This window comes from Microbacterium bovistercoris, assembly GCF_003387575.1.
GTDB classification, from domain to species: domain Bacteria; phylum Actinomycetota; class Actinomycetes; order Actinomycetales; family Microbacteriaceae; genus Microbacterium; species Microbacterium bovistercoris.
Genome location: NZ_QUAB01000044.1, coordinates 82,159 through 100,079 on the forward strand (window position 1 = coordinate 82,159; position 17,921 = coordinate 100,079).

Sequence of the window (17,921 nt, forward strand, 5' to 3'; positions counted from 1 at the left end):
GTTGCGCGCATGGACAACAAGCGCTCCCGCTTCACCTGGCTCGGAGGCACCGTCGTGCTGCTCGTGCTCGGCGTGATCTTCGGGCTCATCCTGCAGAACGTCTGGCTGGGCATCTCGATCGCCATATTCGTGTCGCTGATCTGGCTGATCGCCGTCCAGTCCCGGCGCGGCGGCAACCAGGGCGTCAACGACGAGTCGCACGGCCAGGAGGTCTAGTAGTAGACCGCGAGGGGTCCGTGCGGACCTTCGATCACCTGCACCGGGGTGTCGAAGACCCTGGTGAGCACCTCGTCGGTCATGATCTCGGCGGGTGTGCCGAACTCGACGACGTTCCCGTCGCGCATCGCGCAGATGCGATCGGCGTAGTGCCCGGCGAAGTTGATGTCGTGCAGCACGATGACGATGGTGCGTCCGAGCTCGTCGGCGGCGCGACGCAGCTGCGCCATCATCCGCACGGCGTGCCGCATGTCGAGGTTGTTCAGCGGCTCGTCCAGCAGCACGACGTCGGTGTCCTGTGCGAGCACCATCGCGACGTACGCGCGCTGCCGCTGCCCGCCGGAGAGCTCGTCGAGGTAGCGGGTCTCGAGCTCGGTGAGCTCGAGGAACTCGATCGCCCGGCTGATCGCCTCCTCGTCGGCGACGGTCAGGCGTCCGCGGGAGTGCGGGAACCGCCCGAACCCGACCAGCTGCCGCACGGTGAGGCGAGTGATGAAATGGTTCTCCTGCCGCAGCACCGAGACCACCTTGGCGAGGTCCTTCGACCTGCTGCGGGCCACGTCGAGCCCTGCGACCTCGATCGTGCCGGCATCCATCCCGAGCAGTCGGCCGGCCATCGTCAGCAGCGTCGATTTGCCGGCGCCGTTGGGACCGATCAGCGCGGTGATCCCGCCGGTCGGGATGCGCAGGTCGATCGGGCCGATGCCGACCGAGTCGGAGTAGTCCTTGCGGACCCCGGCAATCGCGAGAGCGGTCACAGACGCCCCTTTCTGAGGACGACGATCAGGAAGATGGTGCCGCCGACAAGCTCGATGATGATCGACACGACGCCCTGCGCGGAGAACACGTTGCGCATCACGAAGTACGCACCAGTGAGGATGGCGAACGCGGTGAGCACCGCGACCGGGAACACGAACCGGTGGTCGTAGGTGTCGGCGAACTGGTACGCGAGGGTCGCCACGAGGAAGCCGAGGAACACCATCGGCCCGATCAGCGCGGTCGACGTCGCGATCAGCACTGCGACCAGTGCGAGCACCGTCATCAGCATCCGCCGGTGATTCAGCCCGAGCGCGGTCGCGGCATCCGCGCCGAGCGCCATGACGTTGAGCCGGCGCGACGAGGCCCACAGCCCTGCGGCGGCGACGGCCACGAGGGGGATCGCGATCGGCAGGGTATCCGGGTCGGCGTTCGCGACACTGCCGAACAGGCGCGCGCTCAACACGTCGAACTCGCTCGGCGTGAGCAGCCTCTGCATGAAGGTCGACACGGCGCCGAGTCCTCCCCCGATCACGATGCCGATGAGCAGCATGATCTGGAGGTTCGCGTAGCGTCCGGTGAGCAGCCAGCCGTACAGCGCGACGGCGAGACCGACCATGATCGACACCTGCAGCACGAACTGCCACGAGCCGCGCAGGGCGGTGACACCGGCGACGCCGAGCACGTAGACGGCCGTGGTCTGCACCGCGACGTAGAGCGCGTCGAAGCCCATGATCGACGGCGTGATGATGCGGTTCGCGGTCACGGTCTGGAAGGCGACGGTCGCGGTGGCCTGGGCGACGGCGACGATCGCCAGCACGACCACGGTCATCACGCGCAGGCGCGCGATGCGCCAGAAGCCCTCGGTTCCGACCGGCATCGGGTTGCCGTATGCGAGCAGCCCGAAGGAGAACAGCAGGGACAGGATGCCGAGCACGGCGAGCACGATGACCATTCGTCGCCGAGCGCCGGGGGCCGACAGCGGGCCGGATGCCCGGGTGCCGGGCATCCGTCGCTCGGAGAGGACCGGCCTAAGCACGGCGACGCTGCCTCAGGAGCAGAACCACGAAGACCGCCGCGCCGACCACGCCGAGGATCAGCGAGACCGGCACCTCGAACGGACGGATGACGGTGCGGCCGACGAGGTCGCAGAGGGTGACGATGCCGATGCCCAGCACGCACACCCACGGCAGATTGCTGCGGAGGTCGTCGCCGCGGATCATCGAGACGATGTTCGGCACGATGAGCCCGAGGAACGGCAGGTTGCCGACGACCACGGTGACCACGCCGGTCGCGATCGCGATGAGCACGGTGCCGAGCAGCACGATGCGACCGTGGTTCAGACCGACGGACGTCGCGACCTCCTGCCCGAGCCCGGCGACCGTGAAGCGGTCGGCCGCGACGAACACCGCGGCGCCGACGAGAGCGACGATCCAGAGCAGTTCGTACTGCCCGCGCAGCACCGAGGTGAAGCTCCCCGCGAACCACACTCCGAGGTTCTGCAGGGTGTTGGTCTGCAGTGCGATGTACGTCGACAGCGCGCCGACCACGGCTCCGAGCATGATGCCGACGATCGGCACGATCAGTGAGGATCGCAGCGACACCCGCCGCAGGAACAGGAAGAACACCATGGTCCCGATGAAGGCGGCGAGCACGGCTCCGGCCATCCGCAGCGCGATCGGCGCGCCGGGCATGAGGATCATCACCGCGAGCAGGCCGAGGCCCGCCCACTCCGTCGTGCCGGTGGTGGTCGGTTCGACGAAGCGGTTCTGGGTGAGCAGCTGCATCACCAGACCGCACATCGCCATCGCGGCGCCGGCCAGCACGAGGGCGATCGTGCGCGGGATGCGCGTGATCGCGAACATCTCTGCGCCGTCCTCGGCGCCTGCGACGTCGTAGACGCCGGTGAACAGTGAGAGCGCCAGCAGCACGGCGACGACGAGGATGCCGATCAGCAGGGCGGGGTCGAAGAGCCGCCCGCGGGTGGTGCGGGTGGGCGGTGGTGCGGTGAGGGTCGTCATGGTGCGGGAGGAGCGGTGCCACGGCATCCGAAGAGCCGCGGCACCGGTCGGTGAATCAGGCCTTCGCCTTCTCCAGCGCCTTCGCGAAGTCGTTGAAGAAGGTCGTGTAGGTCTGGATGCCCTCGTTCAGGTACGTGTCGACGGGCATGTAGACGATCTGCGCGTCCTTCACGGCGGTGACGCCCTTCAGCGCCTCGGAGTTCTCGATGATCTGGGCTGCCTGCACGTACTCCGGCTCCTCGGCGGCGAAGACGGCGTCGCGGTCCATCACGAGGATCCAGTCGGGGTTCGCCTTCGCGATCGCCTCGACCGAGATGTCGTCGCCCTGGTGGTCGTCGGTGGCGCCCTCGACCTTGAGCGCGGGGGTCAGGTCCAGGATGTCGAACACCGGGCCCAGGGTGCGGCCGACCTTCGGCGCCACGTACCCGATCTGCCCGCCCGAGGTGGTGACGGCCATGACGGTGTCACCCTCTTCGTAGGCGTCCTTGGCCTTCTCGATGGACGCGTCGAGCTTGTCGCCCAGCTTCTTCGCCTCGGCCTGCTTCGCGAAGATCTCACCGAGGGCCGTGGTCTGACGCTTGAGCTCGTCGTCGAAGGCCTCACCCTCGCGCGGCTCGAGGTCGATGATCGTGGCGTCCGGCACGAGCGCGGCCATCGCCTCGCCGTGCTGGGTGAAGCGCTGGCCGTTGATGATCAGGTCGGGCTCGGCCGCGACGACGAGTTCGAGGTTCGGCTCGCGATGCGTGCCGAGGTCGACGAGGCCCTCCTGGGTCTTGTACGAGACGGTCTCGGGCATCAGCGACACTGCGGCGGCGGAGAGCTCGATGCCCCACTCGTCGAGGGTCTGGAAGGTGCGGTTGTCGGTCGCGACGACGGAGGCCGGCGGCGTGGCGATCTCGTGGCTGCCGGTGTTGTCCTCGATCGTGACGGATGCCGGTGCGGCGGGAGTCTCCTGTTCGGCGGCGGGCTTCTCGGAGGCGCAGCCGGTGACCGCGAGCAGGGCGGCAGCGGTCAGTCCGGTGACGGCGAGAATTCGGGGCACGGGCATGGAGGTACTCCTGTTCTGGTGCGATGAGTGCGGACCGTCGTAGGGTCACGCGAGGGCCGGGCGGCAAATCAAGATAGGTAAGCCTTACCTGACTCGGCTAAGGTAGCAGCATGACCTCCCCGATCGTCAAATCGCCCGGATTCCGTCTCGAGCGCCGCGGACTCGACCTGCGTTTCCGCTCCGTCGCCCTCACCGCACGCGAGCGGATCGCTCCCGACTACGTGCGGGTGCGCCTCTCCGGCAGCGACCTCGAAGGGTTCGACTCCCCCGGTTGCGACGACCACATGCGGCTGTTCTTCCCCTCCGGCCCGGTCTCCGACGCCTCGGAGATGCGCGCCGCTCCGAGCCGCGAATACACGCCGCTGAACTGGGGCGACGACTGGCTCGAGGTCGAGTTCGCCGTGCACGGTGACGAGGGCGTCGCGGCCCCCTGGGCCGTGACCGCACCACTCGGAGCGACGATCGGCGTCGGCGGCCCGCGCGGCTCGCAGCTGATCGAGGGCACCCCGGATGCCTGGATGCTGGTCGGCGACGAGACCGCGATTCCGGCGATCCGCCGGTTCGCGAGAACGCTGCCCTCGGATGCTCCCGCACGCATCGTGATCGAGGTGAAGTCGGCGGCCGACGAGATCTGGATCGATGCACCCGTCGCGGTCGAGTGGCTGCACCGCGAAGACGCGCCCGCAGGTTCCGCGCTGATCGCCTTCCTCGACGCGCTGAGCGCCGCGGATCGGCCCGGTGCTGACGCGTTCGTGTTCATCGCCGCCGAGCAGGCGATCGTCAAGCCGGGCCGTGCCCTGCTGGAGCGCTGGGACATCCCGGTCGCGCAGGCGATCGTGAAGGGGTACTGGAAGCGCGGCGAGGCCGAGTACCACGCTCCGCACTGAGCCGTCGCCTGCCTAGGCTGGACCCGTGCCGCATCCGATCGCCCCGCAGGACAGACATGATGCGATCCCGGCGGACCCGACCGGGACCGCGGTGCTGCTGGTCGCGGGCTCGAGCGGACGCGTCGAGGTCGAGCGCGCCGAACTGCTCGCCGCGCACGGCGCACGGGTGAGGGCGATCCGCTGGTTCGGCGGCGAAGGTCAGCGACCGGCTCCGCATGAAGTGCCGATCGAGCTCTTTGCCGAGCAGCTCGACCTGCTGAGGGACGAGGCGGGTCGTGTCGTCATCTTCGGAACGTCGTTCGGCGCGGAGGCGGCGCTGACGACAGCGAGCCTGGTTCCCGTCAGCGGTGTGATCGCCGTCGCGCCGTCGTCGGTGGTCTGGGCCGGCGCTGCCGACGGCACATGGTCGTCGCACTGGACGCATGACGCGCGGCCGCTGCCCGCGGTCGGCTTCGACCCGGACTGGACGCCGGACTCGGATCCCCCCTCGTACCGCTCGCTGTACGCCTCGAGCATGCGGCGGTTCCCCGAGGATGCTGCTGCCGCCCGCATCCGCGTCGAGGACGTCGCAGGCGATGTGCTGTTGATCGCCGGCGGAGACGACCAGGTGTGGCCTGCCGTCGACTTCACCCGCAGCATCGAACGGGATCGAGCGGATGCCGGATTGCGCACGACCGTCGTGACGCACCCGGATGCCGGGCACCGGCTGCTGCTGCCGGGTGAGGAGCCCGCCGCCGGTGGCGTCCGTATGGCGCGTGGAGGAACGCCCGAGGCCGATGCCGCTCTCGGCACCGCGGCCTGGCCCGAGGTACTTCGTCTGCTGGAGATCCCCTAGACTCGTCCGCATGGGAGCTTTGATCGTGAGCGCGCAGTTCGGCGCGCCCCAGCAGATGATTCGCGAGCGCCGCGCCTGACGGCGCGCTGACGCTCACACATCGCGCGCCGTCTCCGGATGCCTTCCCGCACCCGGAAGCGCGGTCTCTCGCATCCCGCGGGCCGGTCACCGATCGGCGTCCCTTCCGGGTGCTCCGATCCTTCAGGAGCAACCCATGCGTTCCGTTCACGGCGGCCGGCACGAACTCGGCCAGAACTTCCTCGTCCACACGCCCACCATCCACAGCATCCGCGACCTCGTCGCCACGACCCACGGCCCGATCCTCGAACTCGGACCGGGTGACGGCGCCCTCACCGCCGAGCTGATCCCGCTCGGCCGCGACCTGCGCGCGATCGAGATCGACGAGCATCGGGTGCGCAGGCTGCGTCAGAGGCACCCTGGTCTCGACGTTCGGCACGGGGATGCACTGTACGCGCGCTACGACCGTCCGGTCGTGGTGGGCAACATCCCGTTCCACATCACGACGCCGCTGCTGCGCCGCCTGCTCGGTCAGCGCGACTGGCAGCACGCGATCTTGCTCACGCAGTGGGAGGTCGCGCGCAAGCGCGCCGGAGTCGGCGGGGCGACCATTATGACGGCGCAGTCGGCGCCGTGGTTCTCGTTCGAACTGCACGGCAGAGTGGCGGCTCACCGATTCCGTCCGGTGCCCTCGGTGGACGGCGGCATCCTCTCGATCACCCGCCGCGGGTCGCCGCTGCTGCCGCTGTCGGAGCGGAGCGGATACGAGCGATTCGTTCGAGACGTGTTCACCGGCCGCGGGCGCGGCATCGACCGGATCGTGCGGGCCAGGGGCGGTCGCCGCGGCGCCGTTCGCCGCGCCGGGATCGCCCCCGACGCGCTGCCGCGCGACCTCACACCGGAGCAGTGGGCGGCGCTGTGGCGCGCGCTCGATGAACAGTGAGCGATGCCTCTTGCGGATGCTCCGGCGGCGGCGAATACTGGTCGGCGCCGGGCATCCGGCATCCAACCCGGAAGGCGAACCCATGGCCGTTCTCAATCCGTATCTGTCGTTCCGCGACAACGCTCGCGAGGCGATGACGTTCTACCAGTCGGTGCTCGGCGGCAAGCTCGATCTCGTCGAGTTCTCGTCGTTCCCGGAGATGCCGCAGGACTCCGCTGACGCGAACAAGATCATGCACGCCTGGCTCGAGACCGAAGACGGCATGGTGCTCGCCGGCTCCGACACCCCGGCCGGCATGGCGTACCAGGAGCCGCAGGGCATCTCGGTCTCGATGAGCACTGACGACGGCACCCGCGCCCAGGCGATCTGGGACGGACTCGCCGACGGCGGCGCCGTCGACATCCCCTTCGAGGGCGCGCCGTGGGGCGGAAGGTTCGGGATGATCACCGACCGCTACGGGGTCTCCTGGATGATCACGGAGAACGCCGCCGGAGAGTGATCAGCCCGCGAACACCAGTTCGTCGAGCGAGCGGATGCCGGTGACGTCGGGCATCCGCTCACCCGTGCGCACGAGGTGCACGGCGTGCAGCCCCGCGGCGAGCGCGCCGTGCACGTCGGCCTCGAGCGAGTCGCCGATCATGACCGCTTCGGAGGCTGCGACGCCGACCCGTTCCAGTGCTGCGGCGTAGGCGCGGGGATCGGGCTTGCCTGCCGGAAGCTCGGAGGAGCAGACGATCACGTCGAGGTGAGGGGCCAGCCCCAGACGGTCGATCTTGCCGTGCTGCTGCGCGCGGTCGCCGTTCGTGAGCAGCGCCACGATCAGTCCGGCGTCCCGCGCCCGCTGCAGTGCGGGCACGGCGTCGTCGAAGCGGCGCAGCAGCTCCGCGTACCGACGGCCGTACCCGGTGCGGAAGATCTCGGATGCCTCGTCGTCGGACAGCTCACGGCCGAGGAACTCCCGCACACGGACCTGGCGCTGCTCCTCGAAGCCGAGCTCCCTGGCCTGGTACCGGCGGTAGTGCCTCTCCGCGATCTCGTCCCATCGGTCGACGACGCCGTCGTCTGTGATGCCGAGTTCGGCCGCGAACTCCACGGCCGCGGCATCCTGCGCGCCGCGCTGATCGGTGAGCGTGCCGTCGAGGTCGAAGATCGCGGCGCGCAGCGCGAGGTGGGCGAGCATGCTCCCAGTCTGCCGTGTTCGCCGATGTCGGCGGCATCCGCAAGACTGTCGGCATGGCGACCTTCGATCACCTCGGCCTGTCCGTCGCGGACGTGCCGCGAGCATCCGACCAGCTCGATCCGGTGCTGACCGCGCTCGGCTACACGCGCGCGTACAACGCACCCGATCACGCGTACTGGCGGCAGAGCGATGAGCCCGAGATCCTGCTCTACCCCGCCCGGGAAGAGGGTCAGCACGTGCACGGCCGTGTCGGCTGGCAGCACATGGCGTTCGCGGTCGGCTCCCGTGAAGAGGTCGACCGGCTGCACCGGGTCGCAATGGATGCCGGGTGGACGGCGGTGCGCGAGCCGAAGGAGTACCCGCGGTTCACCGAGCGGTATTACGCGTCGTTCGTCGAGGACGACAACGGCATCCGCTTCGAGTTCATGCACAACCCGCCGCGCCACACGACGAACGGCTGATCGGACGGGTCGCCGGCGTAGGGCAGACTGTCCCGCGTGCCTGTTCTCGATCACCTCGGCGTGACCGTCGTCGACCTCCCCCGCGGCATCGCCCAGTTCGACGCCGTACTCACCGCACTCGGCTTCGAATACGAGGGCCAGAAGGACGACTCGGCCGCCTGGTACAAGGACGACGAGACCGAGATCATCGTGTTCGCCCCGCGGAACGCCGACGACGCCGACCCGCACCTGCACGGCCGCGTCGGATGGCAGCACCTCGCCTTCGCCATGGACTCCCGCGAAGAGGTCGACCGGCTGCACCGGGTCGCCGTCGACGCCGGCTGGAGCGTCGTGCGCGAGCCGAAGATCTACACCCGTTTCAACGACCGCTACTACGCGTCGTTCATCGAGGACGACAGCGGCATCCGCATCGAATTCATGCACAACCCGCCGCGGGAGTCTTGACTCCGGGGCCTCCGGCCCCTACTGTGGCAAAGCTGTGCCGACCGGCGCAGCATCCAGCCGAGGAGACGACGGAATGACCGCACTGCGCGCCCTTCCCACGGTCCTTGCCTTTGCTCAGAACGAGCAGAAGCGCAATGACCGCGACGAGTCGTACCCTCCGGCGCGCGCCGTGTGACAGCATCCGCTGATCGCCCGCCCCGCACCGTCAGGTCCGGGGCTTTTTTCATGACCTTCCCCTGACCTGTGGCTGAACACCTCACAGAAGGAAAGGAATCATGGAGAGGCTCTCCGCACGGCTGCTGTCATGGGCTTCGCTGATCGACGAGAAGACGCTCGAGCAGGCGAAGACCACGGCGCGCATGCCGTTCATCCACCCGCACCTGGCGCTGATGCCGGATGCGCACCTCGGCAAGGGGGCGACCGTCGGATCGGTGATCCCGACCCTGGGCGCGATCATCCCCGCCGCCGTCGGCGTCGACATCGGCTGCGGCATGATCGCCGTCCGCACGCAGTTCACCGTGGACGAGTTCGCCCAGCGCGACCTCGCCCCGCTGCGGGAGGCGATCGAGCGGGCCGTCCCGCTCTCGGCCGGCCGGTACAACCGCAAGGTGGTCGCCACCGCCGAGCCGCGGATCGCGGAGCTGGAGAGCCTCGCCGAGAAGAACGGGTTCGACCCCGAGTCGTACGCGGGAAACTGGCGGCTGCAGCTGGGCACGCTCGGCTCCGGCAACCACTTCATCGAGGTGTCTACCGACGAGCTCGGCCGGATCTGGCTGTTCCTGCATTCCGGTTCGCGGGGTGTGGGAAACAGGATCGCCACGCACCACATCGCGGTCGCGCAGCGGCTCGCGAAGCAGTGGTGGATCGACCTGCCCGACCCCGACCTGGCCTACCTGGTCGAGGGCACCCCGGAGTTCACCCGGTACATCCGGGAACTGCGGTGGGCGCAGCGGTTCGCACTGCTGAACCGGGAGGAGATGATGGACCGGGTGGTGCGGCAGGTGTCGGAGTTCGTCGGCACCCCGGTGGACGAGCAGGAGCGGATCAACTGCCACCACAACTTCACCGAGTCGGAGAAGCACTACGGCAAGCAGGTCTGGGTGTCGCGGAAGGGCGCGATCCAGGCCGACGCCGGCGTCCTGGGCTCATCCCCGGCTCCATGGGCACCGCCTCGTACGTGGTGGAGGGACTCGGCGACCCGCAGTCGCTGAACTCCTCGCCGCACGGTGCGGGCCGGGAGTACTCCCGGTCTGCGGCGCGGCGCACGTTCACGCACGAGCAGCTGCGGGAGGCGATGACCGGCATCGAGTTCCGTGACACGGACGCCTTCATCGACGAGATCCCGCAGGCCTACAAGCCGATCGACACGGTGATGGCCGACGCGTCCGACCTGGTGCGCATCAGGCACACCCTGCGGCAGCTCGTCAACGTGAAGGGCGACTGAGCGGCATCCGGGTCCGTCAGTTCAGGACGGGCTCGGATGCCTCGGCCTCGGCGCGGTCGGTGAACGCCTGCTTCGGCACGAAGCAGAGGATCACGGCCGCGGCGAGCGCCGTCGCACCGCACACCACCCACACCGTCACGTAGCCGGCGAAGGATCCGGCAGTGCCCTCGGCGCCGCCGGCCACCACACTGGTTTCGACGGCACCGTGCAGCAGCGCGATGCCGAACACGCAGGAGGCCATCGCACCGCCGACGGTCTTCACCGAGTTGGTCAGGCCGGTGGCGACGCCGGTCTGGCTCGCCGGCGCGGCCGAAGCCGCAGCGGCGGGCAGCGCCGCGACGAGGGCGCCGGAGCCGAGGCCCACCACGACCATGTTCGTCACGACCTGGACGTAGGTCGCATGCAGCGGCAGAAACAGCAGGAAGCCGACGCCGACCAGCACGGATGCCCCGATCAGGGTGACGCGCGGCGTGAGGCGACGGGCGATCATCGGGAACAGCAGCGCACCGACGATCATCGCGATCAGGTAGACCCCGATCAGCAGCGAGGTCGCGAAGCCGGTCGTGCCGAGGCCGTAGCCGTACACCGTCGGGTCGGTGCGGGCGAAGGTCGACAGGGGCGCCTGCGCGCCGAGCACGCTGACACCGAACAGCCCGGCGGTGAGGAAGACCGGACCGAGGGCCGGCGAACGGAACATCCGCACGTCGATGATCGGGTCCTCGTGCCGCAGCTCCCAGAGCACGAACGGCACGACCAGCACGAGCCCCAGCAGCACGACGGCCCACGACCACGGGTTCACCAGCCCACCGTCGAGGCGCAGCAGGCCGAGGCCGCCGGTGAACGCCACCAGTGCAAGGGAGATCAGCACCAGGCCGACGGTGTCGAAGATGCCGCCGGTCGGCTCGGGCGACTCCTTGACCCCGAACAGGATCACGAAGAAGCACAGCACCACCATCAGTGCAGGAACGAGCAGCACCACCGTCAGAGGGAGGGCGTCGACGAGCGCGCCGCCGACGAGGGCGCCGATGATCGCGCCGGTCTCCAGCGCCGCGACGAGCAGGCCTGCGGCACGCGCGGTGATCGCAGAGCGGGCATCCATCCGGCGCGAGCGCGACCAGATCAGGGCGATCTCGAGCGGCAGCCACACCGTGTAGAAGCCCATCAGCGCCCAGGCCGCCAGGAACACGGGGAACGAGTCGGTGAAGGGCAGCACCAGCGCCGCAGCGGCCGTCAGCGCGGTCGAGATCAGCAGCATCCGCTTGTGGCCGACCATGTCGCCGAGCTTCGCGAACGCTGGAACGACGAGCGCCGAAAGCATCAACTGCGCGCCCTCGAGCCAGTTCACGTCGGCGTCGTGGATGCCCAGATTCCGGGCGATGTCCGACAGCATCGGCGTGTAGTACCCCTGGATGACGCCGCTGGTGAACTCGACGAAAGCCAGGAAGCCGACCACGGTCGCGAGCGCGCCGAGAGTCTTGGTGCGCGACATCGCGCCTCCTCGGGAAAGAAAGTGGCCCTCGGGTAGGGCGCTCTACTGTAACCCCTCGATGAGCGCGCGGTGGAATCGCTCCCCGCACTCGAGGGCCTCGATCTCGACGCTCTCGTCGACGCCGTGGATCGCCGCGCGCTGCGCGCTCGACATCTCCAGGGGCGCGAATCGGAACACCGAGGGCGAGAACCGGTGGAAGTGCCGCGAGTCGGTCGCCGCCATCATCACGTACGGCACGGCCGGGATGCCGGGGTGCGAGACCGCGAGTGCCTGCTCGAGCAGACCGAACGCGGGGGTGTCGGTGCGGGACTCCGGTGAGGGCTCGCTCGCGTCGACGAGACGCACGGTCACCTGCTTGTCGGCGACCCGACGGCGCACCCGGTCGGCGGCCTGCGCGGTCGTCTCGCCCAGCGCGATGCGCAAGTTGAGCGTCGCGGATGCCTGCGAGGGGATGACGTTCGCGGCGGTGCCGCCGGACTGCATGGTCGCGGCGACCGTGGTGCGTACGAGGGCGGCGGGCTCGCCGCCGAGAGCGGCGAAGACACGAGCGGTGAGCCACGGGGTGGCGGCGAGGGCGCGCAGCAGCAGCCGGGCGGGGCCCTTGGCCGATCCGGCCAGCTGACCCAGCATCCGGCTCACCGCCTTCGGCGTGCGCGCGCGGAACGTCGACGGGCCCAGCCTGTCGACCGCACGCGCGACCCGGCGCACGGCGGTGACCGGCGGCGGGGTGGAGGCGTGTCCGCCGTCGCCGCGGGCGGACAGTTCGATCGTGGCGATGCCCTTCTCCCCGACGCCGATCATCGCAGCGCTGCCCGGCACGAACGGCAGCGGGGCGTCGACGACGGCGCCGCCCTCGTCGACCACCAGCCACGGCACGATCCCGCGCTGCTGGAAGGCCGCGGCGATCGCCTGCGCCGCCGTGCCGTAGGTCTCCTCATTGCCGCCGAACGACAGGTACACATCCCGGGCGGGCGTGAAGCCCGCGGCGAGCAGGTTCTCGACGGCCTCGATCACCACGATCAGCGGCCCCTTGTCGTCGAGGGCACCCCGGCCGTAGACCGAACCGCCGGCGATCCGCCCTTCGAAGGGCGGATAGGTCCACGGGTCGGTCTCGTCGACCGGCACGACGTCGTAGTGCGCCATGAGCACGAGCGGTCCATCGGACGCCTCGGCACGGCCTTTCCAGTGGAAGAGCAGCCCGAACTCGGTGTGGCGCTCGAGCGTGAGGTGCTCGTGCGTGAGCGGGTACAACTCGGCGAGCAGGGCGACGAAGGCCTCGAAGGGCTCGACGCCGCGGCGGTCGAGTTCGGCCGACACGGTCGGCAGCTGGATCATCCGGGAGAGGCGGTCCTCGATGCCGGGGCGGGGCAGGACTTCGGGCATCTGGCCATCGTACGTCCCGCCCCACTCGTGCTTCACGCGAGGGTGAGGAAGAGCTTCTCCAGCTCGGCGAGGTCCGGGGCATCCTCGCCGGCGTCGGCAGCATCCGTCACGCAGGTGCGCAGCGCGGTGCTGATGACGGCGAAGCCGGCGCGGTCGATCGCCTTGCCGACCGCCGCGAGCTGGATGACGACGTCGCGGCACTCGGCACCGGACTCCATCGCGTCGATCACGCCGGTCAGCTGGCCGCGCGCACGCTTCAACCGGTTCAGCGCGGCCTTCAGGTCGGCGTCGGCCGGATCCGTCACAGTCATGCGAACTCCTTCGTCGTCATCCGTACTCCGGCGCTCCAGGTGAGGTAGCCGCCGTCGAGATTGCGCACCCGGCGGCCGCGCTGCGCGAGCAGTCGAGCCGCGGTGTGACCGCGCTGACCGACCTGGCAGTGCACGATCAGGTCGCCCTCCGGCAGGTCCGCGGTGCGCAGGTCGTCGACCGGGATGTGCACGCTGCCGGGGATCGACCCCGCGTCATACTCCGCCGCCGAGCGCACGTCGATCAGGATCGCGCCCGCCGCCTGCGCCTCGTACAGCTCGTGCCACTGGATCGAGTGGGTCAGTCCGGTGGCGTTGTTGTCGGCGATGTAGCCGAGCATGTTCACCGGGTCCTTCGCCGAACCGTACTGCGGGGCGTAGGCGAGCTCGAGGCGGCTGAGCTGCGACGCCGTGAGCCCCGCCTGCATGGCGGTCGCGATCACGTCGATCCGGCGGTCGGCGCCTCGGCGCCCGATCACCTGCGCGCCGAGGATGCGGTCGGTGGACGGATCCACCAGCAGCTTCATCGTCAGGCGCTCCGCACCCGGGTAGTACCCGGCGTGGTCGGTCGGGTGCGCGTGGATGACGCGGTGCGGGCGTCCCGCAGCGATCAGGCGGCGCTCGCTCCAGCCCACCATTGCCACGGCGAGGTCGAAGACGCCGATGATGGCGACACCCGCGGCGGGCTCGCTCTCGTCCGGCATCCGATCGAAGAGTCCCTCCTCCGCGGCGATCACGTCGGCCGCGATGCGGCCGTGCCTGTTGGCGAGGCCGGCCATCGTGACCAGCGTGGGCTCGCCGGAGACGGCGTCGATCTTCTCGGCGGCGTCGCCGACGGCGAGGATCCGCGGGTCGGCGGTGCGCTGGTGCCCGTCGACGGGGATCCCCCCGGTCGCGCCCGGCTCGAGTCCGGCAGCCGTGAGCAGGGACGCCGCGGGGCGGACGCCCCTGGCGTCGATGACGATGTCGGCGGCGATCGTGCCTCCGTCGTCGAGATGGACGCCGTCGGCGTCGATGGATTCCACCGCGGTGCGGGTGCGCAGGTCGACGCCGTGCGCGCGCAGCTCGTCGACGACGACCGCGGCCATCTCAGGGTCGAGCGGGCTGAGCGGATGCGCGCCGTGCTGCACGAGCGTGACCTCGAGTCCGCGGCGCACGAGGTTGTCGACGGCCTCGAGCCCGATGAAGCCGCCGCCGGCGACGACCGCCGAGCCGGTGGTTCCGCCGGGCAGCCCGTCGAGCACGGCAGCGATGCGGTCGATGTCGTCGATCGTGCGCAGCGTCGCGACCGCGGGTCCGCAGGCGGCGGCCTCGAAGGCGCCCGCCGGTGCGGCGCCGGTGGCGATGATCAGGTGGTCGTAGGCCTCGCTCGAGACCGCGCCGGTGCGCACGTCGCGCACTTCGACCGTCTGGGCGTCGCGGTCGATCGACACGACCTCGGTCCCGGTGCGCACGTCCAGGTCGAAGCGCGCGCGCAGCGACTCCGGCGTCTGCAGCAGCAGCGACTGCCGGTCGGCGATGACGCCGCCCACGTAGTACGGCAGCCCGCAGTTCGCGAAGCTGACGTAGTCGCCCTGCTCGATCACGACGATCTCGGCGCTCTCGTCGAGCCGGCGCAGCCGAGTCGCGGCCGACATCCCGCCCGCGACGCCGCCGACGATGATCACCCGCATGTCAGCCCCACCCGAAGAGCTTGCCGAAGAATCCGGGCGCGGCCGGCTCGTCGTCGTGCCCCGGGCACCACTGGCCCGCGGGCACGGTCTTCTTCACGCTGTCGACGTGCTGGCCGCATCCGGCCCACGTCGTCTTCCCGCATGTCTTGCACGTCACTGCTCTACACATACCCCCGAGGGTATCAGTCATACCCCTGGGGGTATGCTGAACGCCCTTCGTCTCGTCGCTGGCGCACCGCGTTCAGGAGCCGGGACTCGCCCCCCTGGTGAAGGGCATCCGGACCCTGAGCGAGCGACGAAGGAGCGAGACGAAGGGCGTCCTTCGTCTCGTCGCCGGCGCTCCTCGCTCAGGAGCCCGAGGGGCGGATGCCGGTCAGCGCAGCGCGTTGGCCTCGATGAACGCGCGCAGCGCCTGCTCGTCGTCGGGGAGCTCGGTGACGTGCTGCGGGGCGCGCAGCATCTCCTGCAGCTCGGGCGAGTAGTCCAGCTCGACCCCGATCGCCTCGGCGATGGTCTCAGCGAACTTCTGCGGCTTCGCGGTCTCGAGCACGAGCATCGGCACGCCGTCCTCGACGTGCTCGCGAGCGATGCGCACGCCGTCGGCGGTGTGCGGATCGATGATCTCGCCGGTCGCGTCGTGGACGGCCTTGATGGTCTCCAACCGGTCGGCGTGGGTGGAGGTTCCGCTGACGATGCCGAACTCGCTCTCGAAACGCGGCTGCTCGGCGGAGAGATCGAAGAAGCCCTGGCGGTCGAGGTCGGCCCAGAGATCGACCACACGTGAGGCGTCGCGGCCGACGACGGCGTAGATGAACCGCTCCAGGTTCGACGCCTTCGAGATGTCCATCGACGGGCTCGACGTGGCGAGCGTGTCGGCGGCCGACCGCGGCCGGTACACACCGGTGCGGAAGAACTCGTCGAGCACGTTGTTCTCGTTGGCGGCGAGCACGAGTCGGCGCACCGGCAGGCCCATCCGCTTCGCCCAGAAGCCGGACAGGATGTTGCCGAAGTTGCCAGAGGGCACCGTGAACGAGACCTCGGTCGGGCCCATCGCGTCGGTCGCGCGCAGCCAGGCCCAGAAGTAGTAGACGACCTGCGCAGTGATGCGCGCGAGGTTGATCGAGTTGACCGCGCCGAGGCTCCAGGTGCGCTTGAACGGCACATCGCCGGCGAGCGCCTTCACCAGGTTCTGGCAGTCGTCGAACACGCCCTCGATGGCGATGTTGTGCACGTTCTCGTCGGCGAGCGAGTACATCTGCGCGCGCTGAAAGGCACTCATCCGGCCCTGCGGCGAGAGCATGAACACGGCGACGCGCTCCTTGCCGCGCAACGCGTGCTCGGCTGCGGAGCCGGTGTCGCCGGAGGTCGCGCCCACGATGTTCAGCACGCCGTCCTTGCGCTCCAGCACGTACTCCATGACCTGGCCGAGGAACTGCATCGCCATGTCCTTGAACGCCAGGGTCGGGCCTTCGCTGAGACCGACGAGCGTGAGACCGCCGTCGATCGGGCGCAGCGGCACGACGTCGGCGGGGAAGTCCGCATAGGCGGCAGCGGTCATGCGCGCCAGGTCCTCCCGCGGGATGTCGGTGGCGAACAGGCCGAGCACCTCGGTGGCGAGTTCGGGGTACGAGAGCCGGCGCCAGGAGGCCAGCGTGCCGGCATCCACGTGCGGCAGCTCCTCGGGGACGGCGAGTCCGCCGTCGGTGGCCAGGCCCTCGAGCAGCGTCTCGGAGTACGGCAGCGGCGTCATGCCGCCGCGGGTGGAGATGAACTGCACGGGGACTCCTCGGGGTCGCGGAACCCCCATTCTCTCAGGATCCCGGGCGCGCCGAGGCCGCGTGACGTTCTGCTCCGGTCTCAACCGATGCGGGTCGACCGGCCTGAACACCCGCAACGAGTGAGACCGGAGCAGAAGGCGGGGCGGCCCCCACGGCTCCGGTCCCAACGGATGCGGGTCGCGGGGCCGAGACACCCGCAACGGATGAGACCGGAGCAGAAGAAAGGGGCAGACACCGGGGCCCTCAGCCGCGGACGTAGTGCAGGAACAGCTCGTCGGCGGCGCGGAGGACGGAGGCCAGACGCATTCCGGTCGGGGATGCCGGAGCGCCCGCCGTGATCCGGCCGGCGGCGCCGGCCTCGAGCGACGGCGCGAGAGTCAGGTGGAGGGCGTCCACCGCGCCCGCGGAGAGGAACGAGCCGAACACGTGCGGACCGCCCTCACCGTGCACACGACGCAGTCCACGAGCGGCGAGCTCGGCGCGCACCCGGAGCGGGTCGACATCGCCCTCCCCGCACACGATCACGTCGGCGACATCCGCCAGTTCCCCGGGCTGCGCCCCCGCGACCGTGCAGACGATCGGCCGCACCGGAGCATCCGCGAAGATCGGCGACGCCGGGTCGAGCCGCAGGCTGCGCGAGATCAGCACGAAGACCGGATGCGGGGGCATCCCCCGTTCCTCACGCCAGGCGACGGATGCCGCGTCGAGCCGCATCGCACCGTAGCCCTCGTCCCGCGCGGTGCCCGCGCCGAGCAGCACGGCGTCCGCCGGCCGCCGGAGCAGATCGAACAGCCGTCGGTCCGCAGCATCCCCCAGTCCGCCGGACCGACCCTCACGGGTCGCGGCGCCGTCGATCGATGAGATGAAGTTCATCCGCAGCCAGGGCCGGCCCTCGGGCATCCGGGTCAGCGCGAGCAGCGCCTCGTCGTCGAGATCGACAGCCGCATCCGGCCAGAGCAGGTCCACATCATCCCCTTCCCCGCGATTCCGATCCGTTCACGCGGCACCTTCACTCTGCTCCGGTCTCCTTGTGCGTC

At 69.9% G+C, this 17,921-nt stretch carries 19 protein-coding genes and 1 pseudogene; 8 read left to right on the forward strand and 12 right to left on the reverse strand.

Annotated elements, in window-relative coordinates:
* Nucleotides 1-9 precede the first annotated feature (9 nt).
* Nucleotides 10-216 carry a hypothetical protein gene (locus DY023_RS11960; RefSeq protein ID WP_116242565.1) on the forward strand — a complete coding sequence of 69 codons (207 nt, stop codon included), beginning with the start codon at nucleotides 10-12 and terminating at the stop codon, nucleotides 214-216.
* Here the strand turns inward: DY023_RS11960 and DY023_RS11965 are convergent.
* Genes DY023_RS11965 through DY023_RS11980 form a run of 4 tightly spaced genes read right to left on the reverse strand, consistent with a single transcriptional unit; the run spans nucleotide 213 to nucleotide 4,041 of the window.
* Nucleotides 213-974, reverse strand: coding sequence for an iron ABC transporter ATP-binding protein (locus DY023_RS11965; RefSeq protein ID WP_116242566.1), 762 nt, complete (start codon nucleotides 972-974; stop codon nucleotides 213-215). The two genes, DY023_RS11960 and DY023_RS11965, sit on opposite strands and share 4 nt — an antisense overlap.
* The gene (locus DY023_RS11970) at nucleotides 971-1,981 is read right to left on the reverse strand and encodes an iron chelate uptake ABC transporter family permease subunit (RefSeq protein WP_116242567.1); all 1,011 of its coding nucleotides are present in this window, start codon (nucleotides 1,979-1,981) and stop codon (nucleotides 971-973) included. The genes DY023_RS11965 and DY023_RS11970 overlap by 4 nt, the downstream gene beginning before the upstream one ends.
* A gap of 22 nt (nucleotides 1,982-2,003) precedes the next feature.
* Nucleotides 2,004-2,993: an ABC transporter permease gene (locus DY023_RS11975; RefSeq protein WP_116242568.1), complete on the reverse strand. Its 990-nt coding sequence runs from the start codon at nucleotides 2,991-2,993 to the stop codon at nucleotides 2,004-2,006.
* Nucleotides 2,994-3,048: 55 nt separating this feature from the next.
* Complete coding sequence (locus tag DY023_RS11980) at nucleotides 3,049-4,041, reverse strand: siderophore ABC transporter substrate-binding protein (RefSeq protein ID WP_116242569.1); 993 nt, start codon at nucleotides 4,039-4,041, stop codon at nucleotides 3,049-3,051.
* 110 nt (nucleotides 4,042-4,151) lie between these two features.
* Here DY023_RS11980 and DY023_RS11985 point away from each other — a divergent pair, with 110 nt between their 5' ends.
* The 4 genes from DY023_RS11985 (at nucleotide 4,152) to DY023_RS12000 (ending at nucleotide 7,223) form a co-directional block, all read left to right on the forward strand.
* Nucleotides 4,152-4,928 carry a siderophore-interacting protein gene (locus DY023_RS11985; protein WP_116242570.1) on the forward strand — a complete coding sequence of 259 codons (777 nt, stop codon included), beginning with the start codon at nucleotides 4,152-4,154 and terminating at the stop codon, nucleotides 4,926-4,928.
* 25 nt (nucleotides 4,929-4,953) lie between these two features.
* Complete coding sequence (locus DY023_RS11990) at nucleotides 4,954-5,763, forward strand: acyl-CoA thioester hydrolase/BAAT C-terminal domain-containing protein (RefSeq protein WP_220347302.1); 810 nt, start codon at nucleotides 4,954-4,956, stop codon at nucleotides 5,761-5,763.
* Between the two features lie 214 nt (nucleotides 5,764-5,977).
* Complete coding sequence (gene erm / locus DY023_RS11995) at nucleotides 5,978-6,724, forward strand: 23S ribosomal RNA methyltransferase Erm (protein WP_116242571.1); 747 nt, start codon at nucleotides 5,978-5,980, stop codon at nucleotides 6,722-6,724.
* A gap of 82 nt (nucleotides 6,725-6,806) precedes the next feature.
* Nucleotides 6,807-7,223, forward strand: a complete 417-nt coding sequence (locus DY023_RS12000) for a VOC family protein (RefSeq protein WP_116242572.1) — start codon at nucleotides 6,807-6,809, stop codon at nucleotides 7,221-7,223.
* Here DY023_RS12000 and DY023_RS12005 read toward each other — a convergent pair whose 3' ends face one another.
* A complete protein-coding gene (locus DY023_RS12005; protein WP_116242573.1) occupies nucleotides 7,224-7,904 on the reverse strand; it encodes an HAD family hydrolase in 681 nt (226 codons plus the stop codon).
* A 53-nt stretch (nucleotides 7,905-7,957) separates the two neighbouring features.
* Here DY023_RS12005 and DY023_RS12010 point away from each other — a divergent pair, with 53 nt between their 5' ends.
* From DY023_RS12010 to DY023_RS12020, 3 genes and pseudogenes are all read left to right on the forward strand, one after another.
* Nucleotides 7,958-8,365 carry a VOC family protein gene (locus DY023_RS12010; protein ID WP_116242648.1) on the forward strand — a complete coding sequence of 136 codons (408 nt, stop codon included), beginning with the start codon at nucleotides 7,958-7,960 and terminating at the stop codon, nucleotides 8,363-8,365.
* Nucleotides 8,366-8,401: 36 nt separating this feature from the next.
* The gene (locus tag DY023_RS12015) at nucleotides 8,402-8,809 is read left to right on the forward strand and encodes a VOC family protein (RefSeq protein WP_116242574.1); all 408 of its coding nucleotides are present in this window, start codon (nucleotides 8,402-8,404) and stop codon (nucleotides 8,807-8,809) included.
* Between the two features lie 275 nt (nucleotides 8,810-9,084).
* A pseudogene (locus DY023_RS12020) lies at nucleotides 9,085-10,253 on the forward strand (RtcB family protein).
* Nucleotides 10,254-10,269: 16 nt separating this feature from the next.
* Here DY023_RS12020 and DY023_RS12025 read toward each other — a convergent pair.
* From DY023_RS12025 to DY023_RS12055, 7 genes are all read right to left on the reverse strand, one after another.
* Nucleotides 10,270-11,742: an MFS transporter gene (locus DY023_RS12025; protein ID WP_116242575.1), complete on the reverse strand. Its 1,473-nt coding sequence runs from the start codon at nucleotides 11,740-11,742 to the stop codon at nucleotides 10,270-10,272.
* A 42-nt stretch (nucleotides 11,743-11,784) separates the two neighbouring features.
* Nucleotides 11,785-13,125 carry a M20/M25/M40 family metallo-hydrolase gene (locus DY023_RS12030; RefSeq protein ID WP_116242576.1) on the reverse strand — a complete coding sequence of 447 codons (1,341 nt, stop codon included), beginning with the start codon at nucleotides 13,123-13,125 and terminating at the stop codon, nucleotides 11,785-11,787.
* A 32-nt stretch (nucleotides 13,126-13,157) separates the two neighbouring features.
* Nucleotides 13,158-13,436 carry a metal-sensitive transcriptional regulator gene (locus tag DY023_RS12035; protein ID WP_116242577.1) on the reverse strand — a complete coding sequence of 93 codons (279 nt, stop codon included), beginning with the start codon at nucleotides 13,434-13,436 and terminating at the stop codon, nucleotides 13,158-13,160.
* The gene (locus tag DY023_RS12040) at nucleotides 13,433-15,106 is read right to left on the reverse strand and encodes an FAD-dependent oxidoreductase (RefSeq protein WP_116242578.1); all 1,674 of its coding nucleotides are present in this window, start codon (nucleotides 15,104-15,106) and stop codon (nucleotides 13,433-13,435) included. Before DY023_RS12040 ends, DY023_RS12035 begins: the two co-directional genes overlap by 4 nt.
* Before the next feature lies 1 nt (nucleotide 15,107).
* On the reverse strand, nucleotides 15,108-15,275 hold the full coding sequence (locus DY023_RS18065) for a hypothetical protein (protein WP_181905834.1): 168 nt from the start codon (nucleotides 15,273-15,275) through the stop codon (nucleotides 15,108-15,110).
* A 204-nt stretch (nucleotides 15,276-15,479) separates the two neighbouring features.
* Entirely contained in the window at nucleotides 15,480-16,883 is a 1,404-nt protein-coding gene (thrC, locus tag DY023_RS12050; protein WP_116242580.1) for a threonine synthase, read from the reverse strand.
* Between the two features lie 244 nt (nucleotides 16,884-17,127).
* The gene (locus tag DY023_RS12055; protein ID WP_116242581.1) at nucleotides 17,128-17,850 is read right to left on the reverse strand and encodes a pyrimidine reductase family protein; all 723 of its coding nucleotides are present in this window, start codon (nucleotides 17,848-17,850) and stop codon (nucleotides 17,128-17,130) included.
* Between the last annotated feature and the right edge of the window lie 71 nt (nucleotides 17,851-17,921).

Coding starts and splice junctions, on each gene's coding strand:
- DY023_RS11975 (WP_116242568.1), bottom strand. CDS start 2,993: ATGACGACCCTCACCGCACCACCGCCCACCCGCACCACCCGCGGGCGG.
- DY023_RS11985 (WP_116242570.1), top strand. CDS start 4,152: ATGACCTCCCCGATCGTCAAATCGCCCGGATTCCGTCTCGAGCGCCGC.
- DY023_RS11960 (WP_116242565.1), top strand. CDS start 10: ATGGACAACAAGCGCTCCCGCTTCACCTGGCTCGGAGGCACCGTCGTG.
- DY023_RS12040 (WP_116242578.1), bottom strand. CDS start 15,106: ATGCGGGTGATCATCGTCGGCGGCGTCGCGGGCGGGATGTCGGCCGCG.
- DY023_RS18065 (WP_181905834.1), bottom strand. CDS start 15,275: ATGTGTAGAGCAGTGACGTGCAAGACATGCGGGAAGACGACGTGGGCC.
- DY023_RS12025 (WP_116242575.1), bottom strand. CDS start 11,742: ATGTCGCGCACCAAGACTCTCGGCGCGCTCGCGACCGTGGTCGGCTTC.
- erm (WP_116242571.1), top strand. CDS start 5,978: ATGCGTTCCGTTCACGGCGGCCGGCACGAACTCGGCCAGAACTTCCTC.
- DY023_RS12010 (WP_116242648.1), top strand. CDS start 7,958: ATGGCGACCTTCGATCACCTCGGCCTGTCCGTCGCGGACGTGCCGCGA.
- DY023_RS12035 (WP_116242577.1), bottom strand. CDS start 13,436: ATGACTGTGACGGATCCGGCCGACGCCGACCTGAAGGCCGCGCTGAAC.
- DY023_RS12000 (WP_116242572.1), top strand. CDS start 6,807: ATGGCCGTTCTCAATCCGTATCTGTCGTTCCGCGACAACGCTCGCGAG.
- DY023_RS12030 (WP_116242576.1), bottom strand. CDS start 13,125: ATGCCCGAAGTCCTGCCCCGCCCCGGCATCGAGGACCGCCTCTCCCGG.
- DY023_RS12005 (WP_116242573.1), bottom strand. CDS start 7,904: ATGCTCGCCCACCTCGCGCTGCGCGCCGCGATCTTCGACCTCGACGGC.
- DY023_RS11980 (WP_116242569.1), bottom strand. CDS start 4,041: ATGCCCGTGCCCCGAATTCTCGCCGTCACCGGACTGACCGCTGCCGCC.
- DY023_RS11970 (WP_116242567.1), bottom strand. CDS start 1,981: ATGCCCGGCACCCGGGCATCCGGCCCGCTGTCGGCCCCCGGCGCTCGG.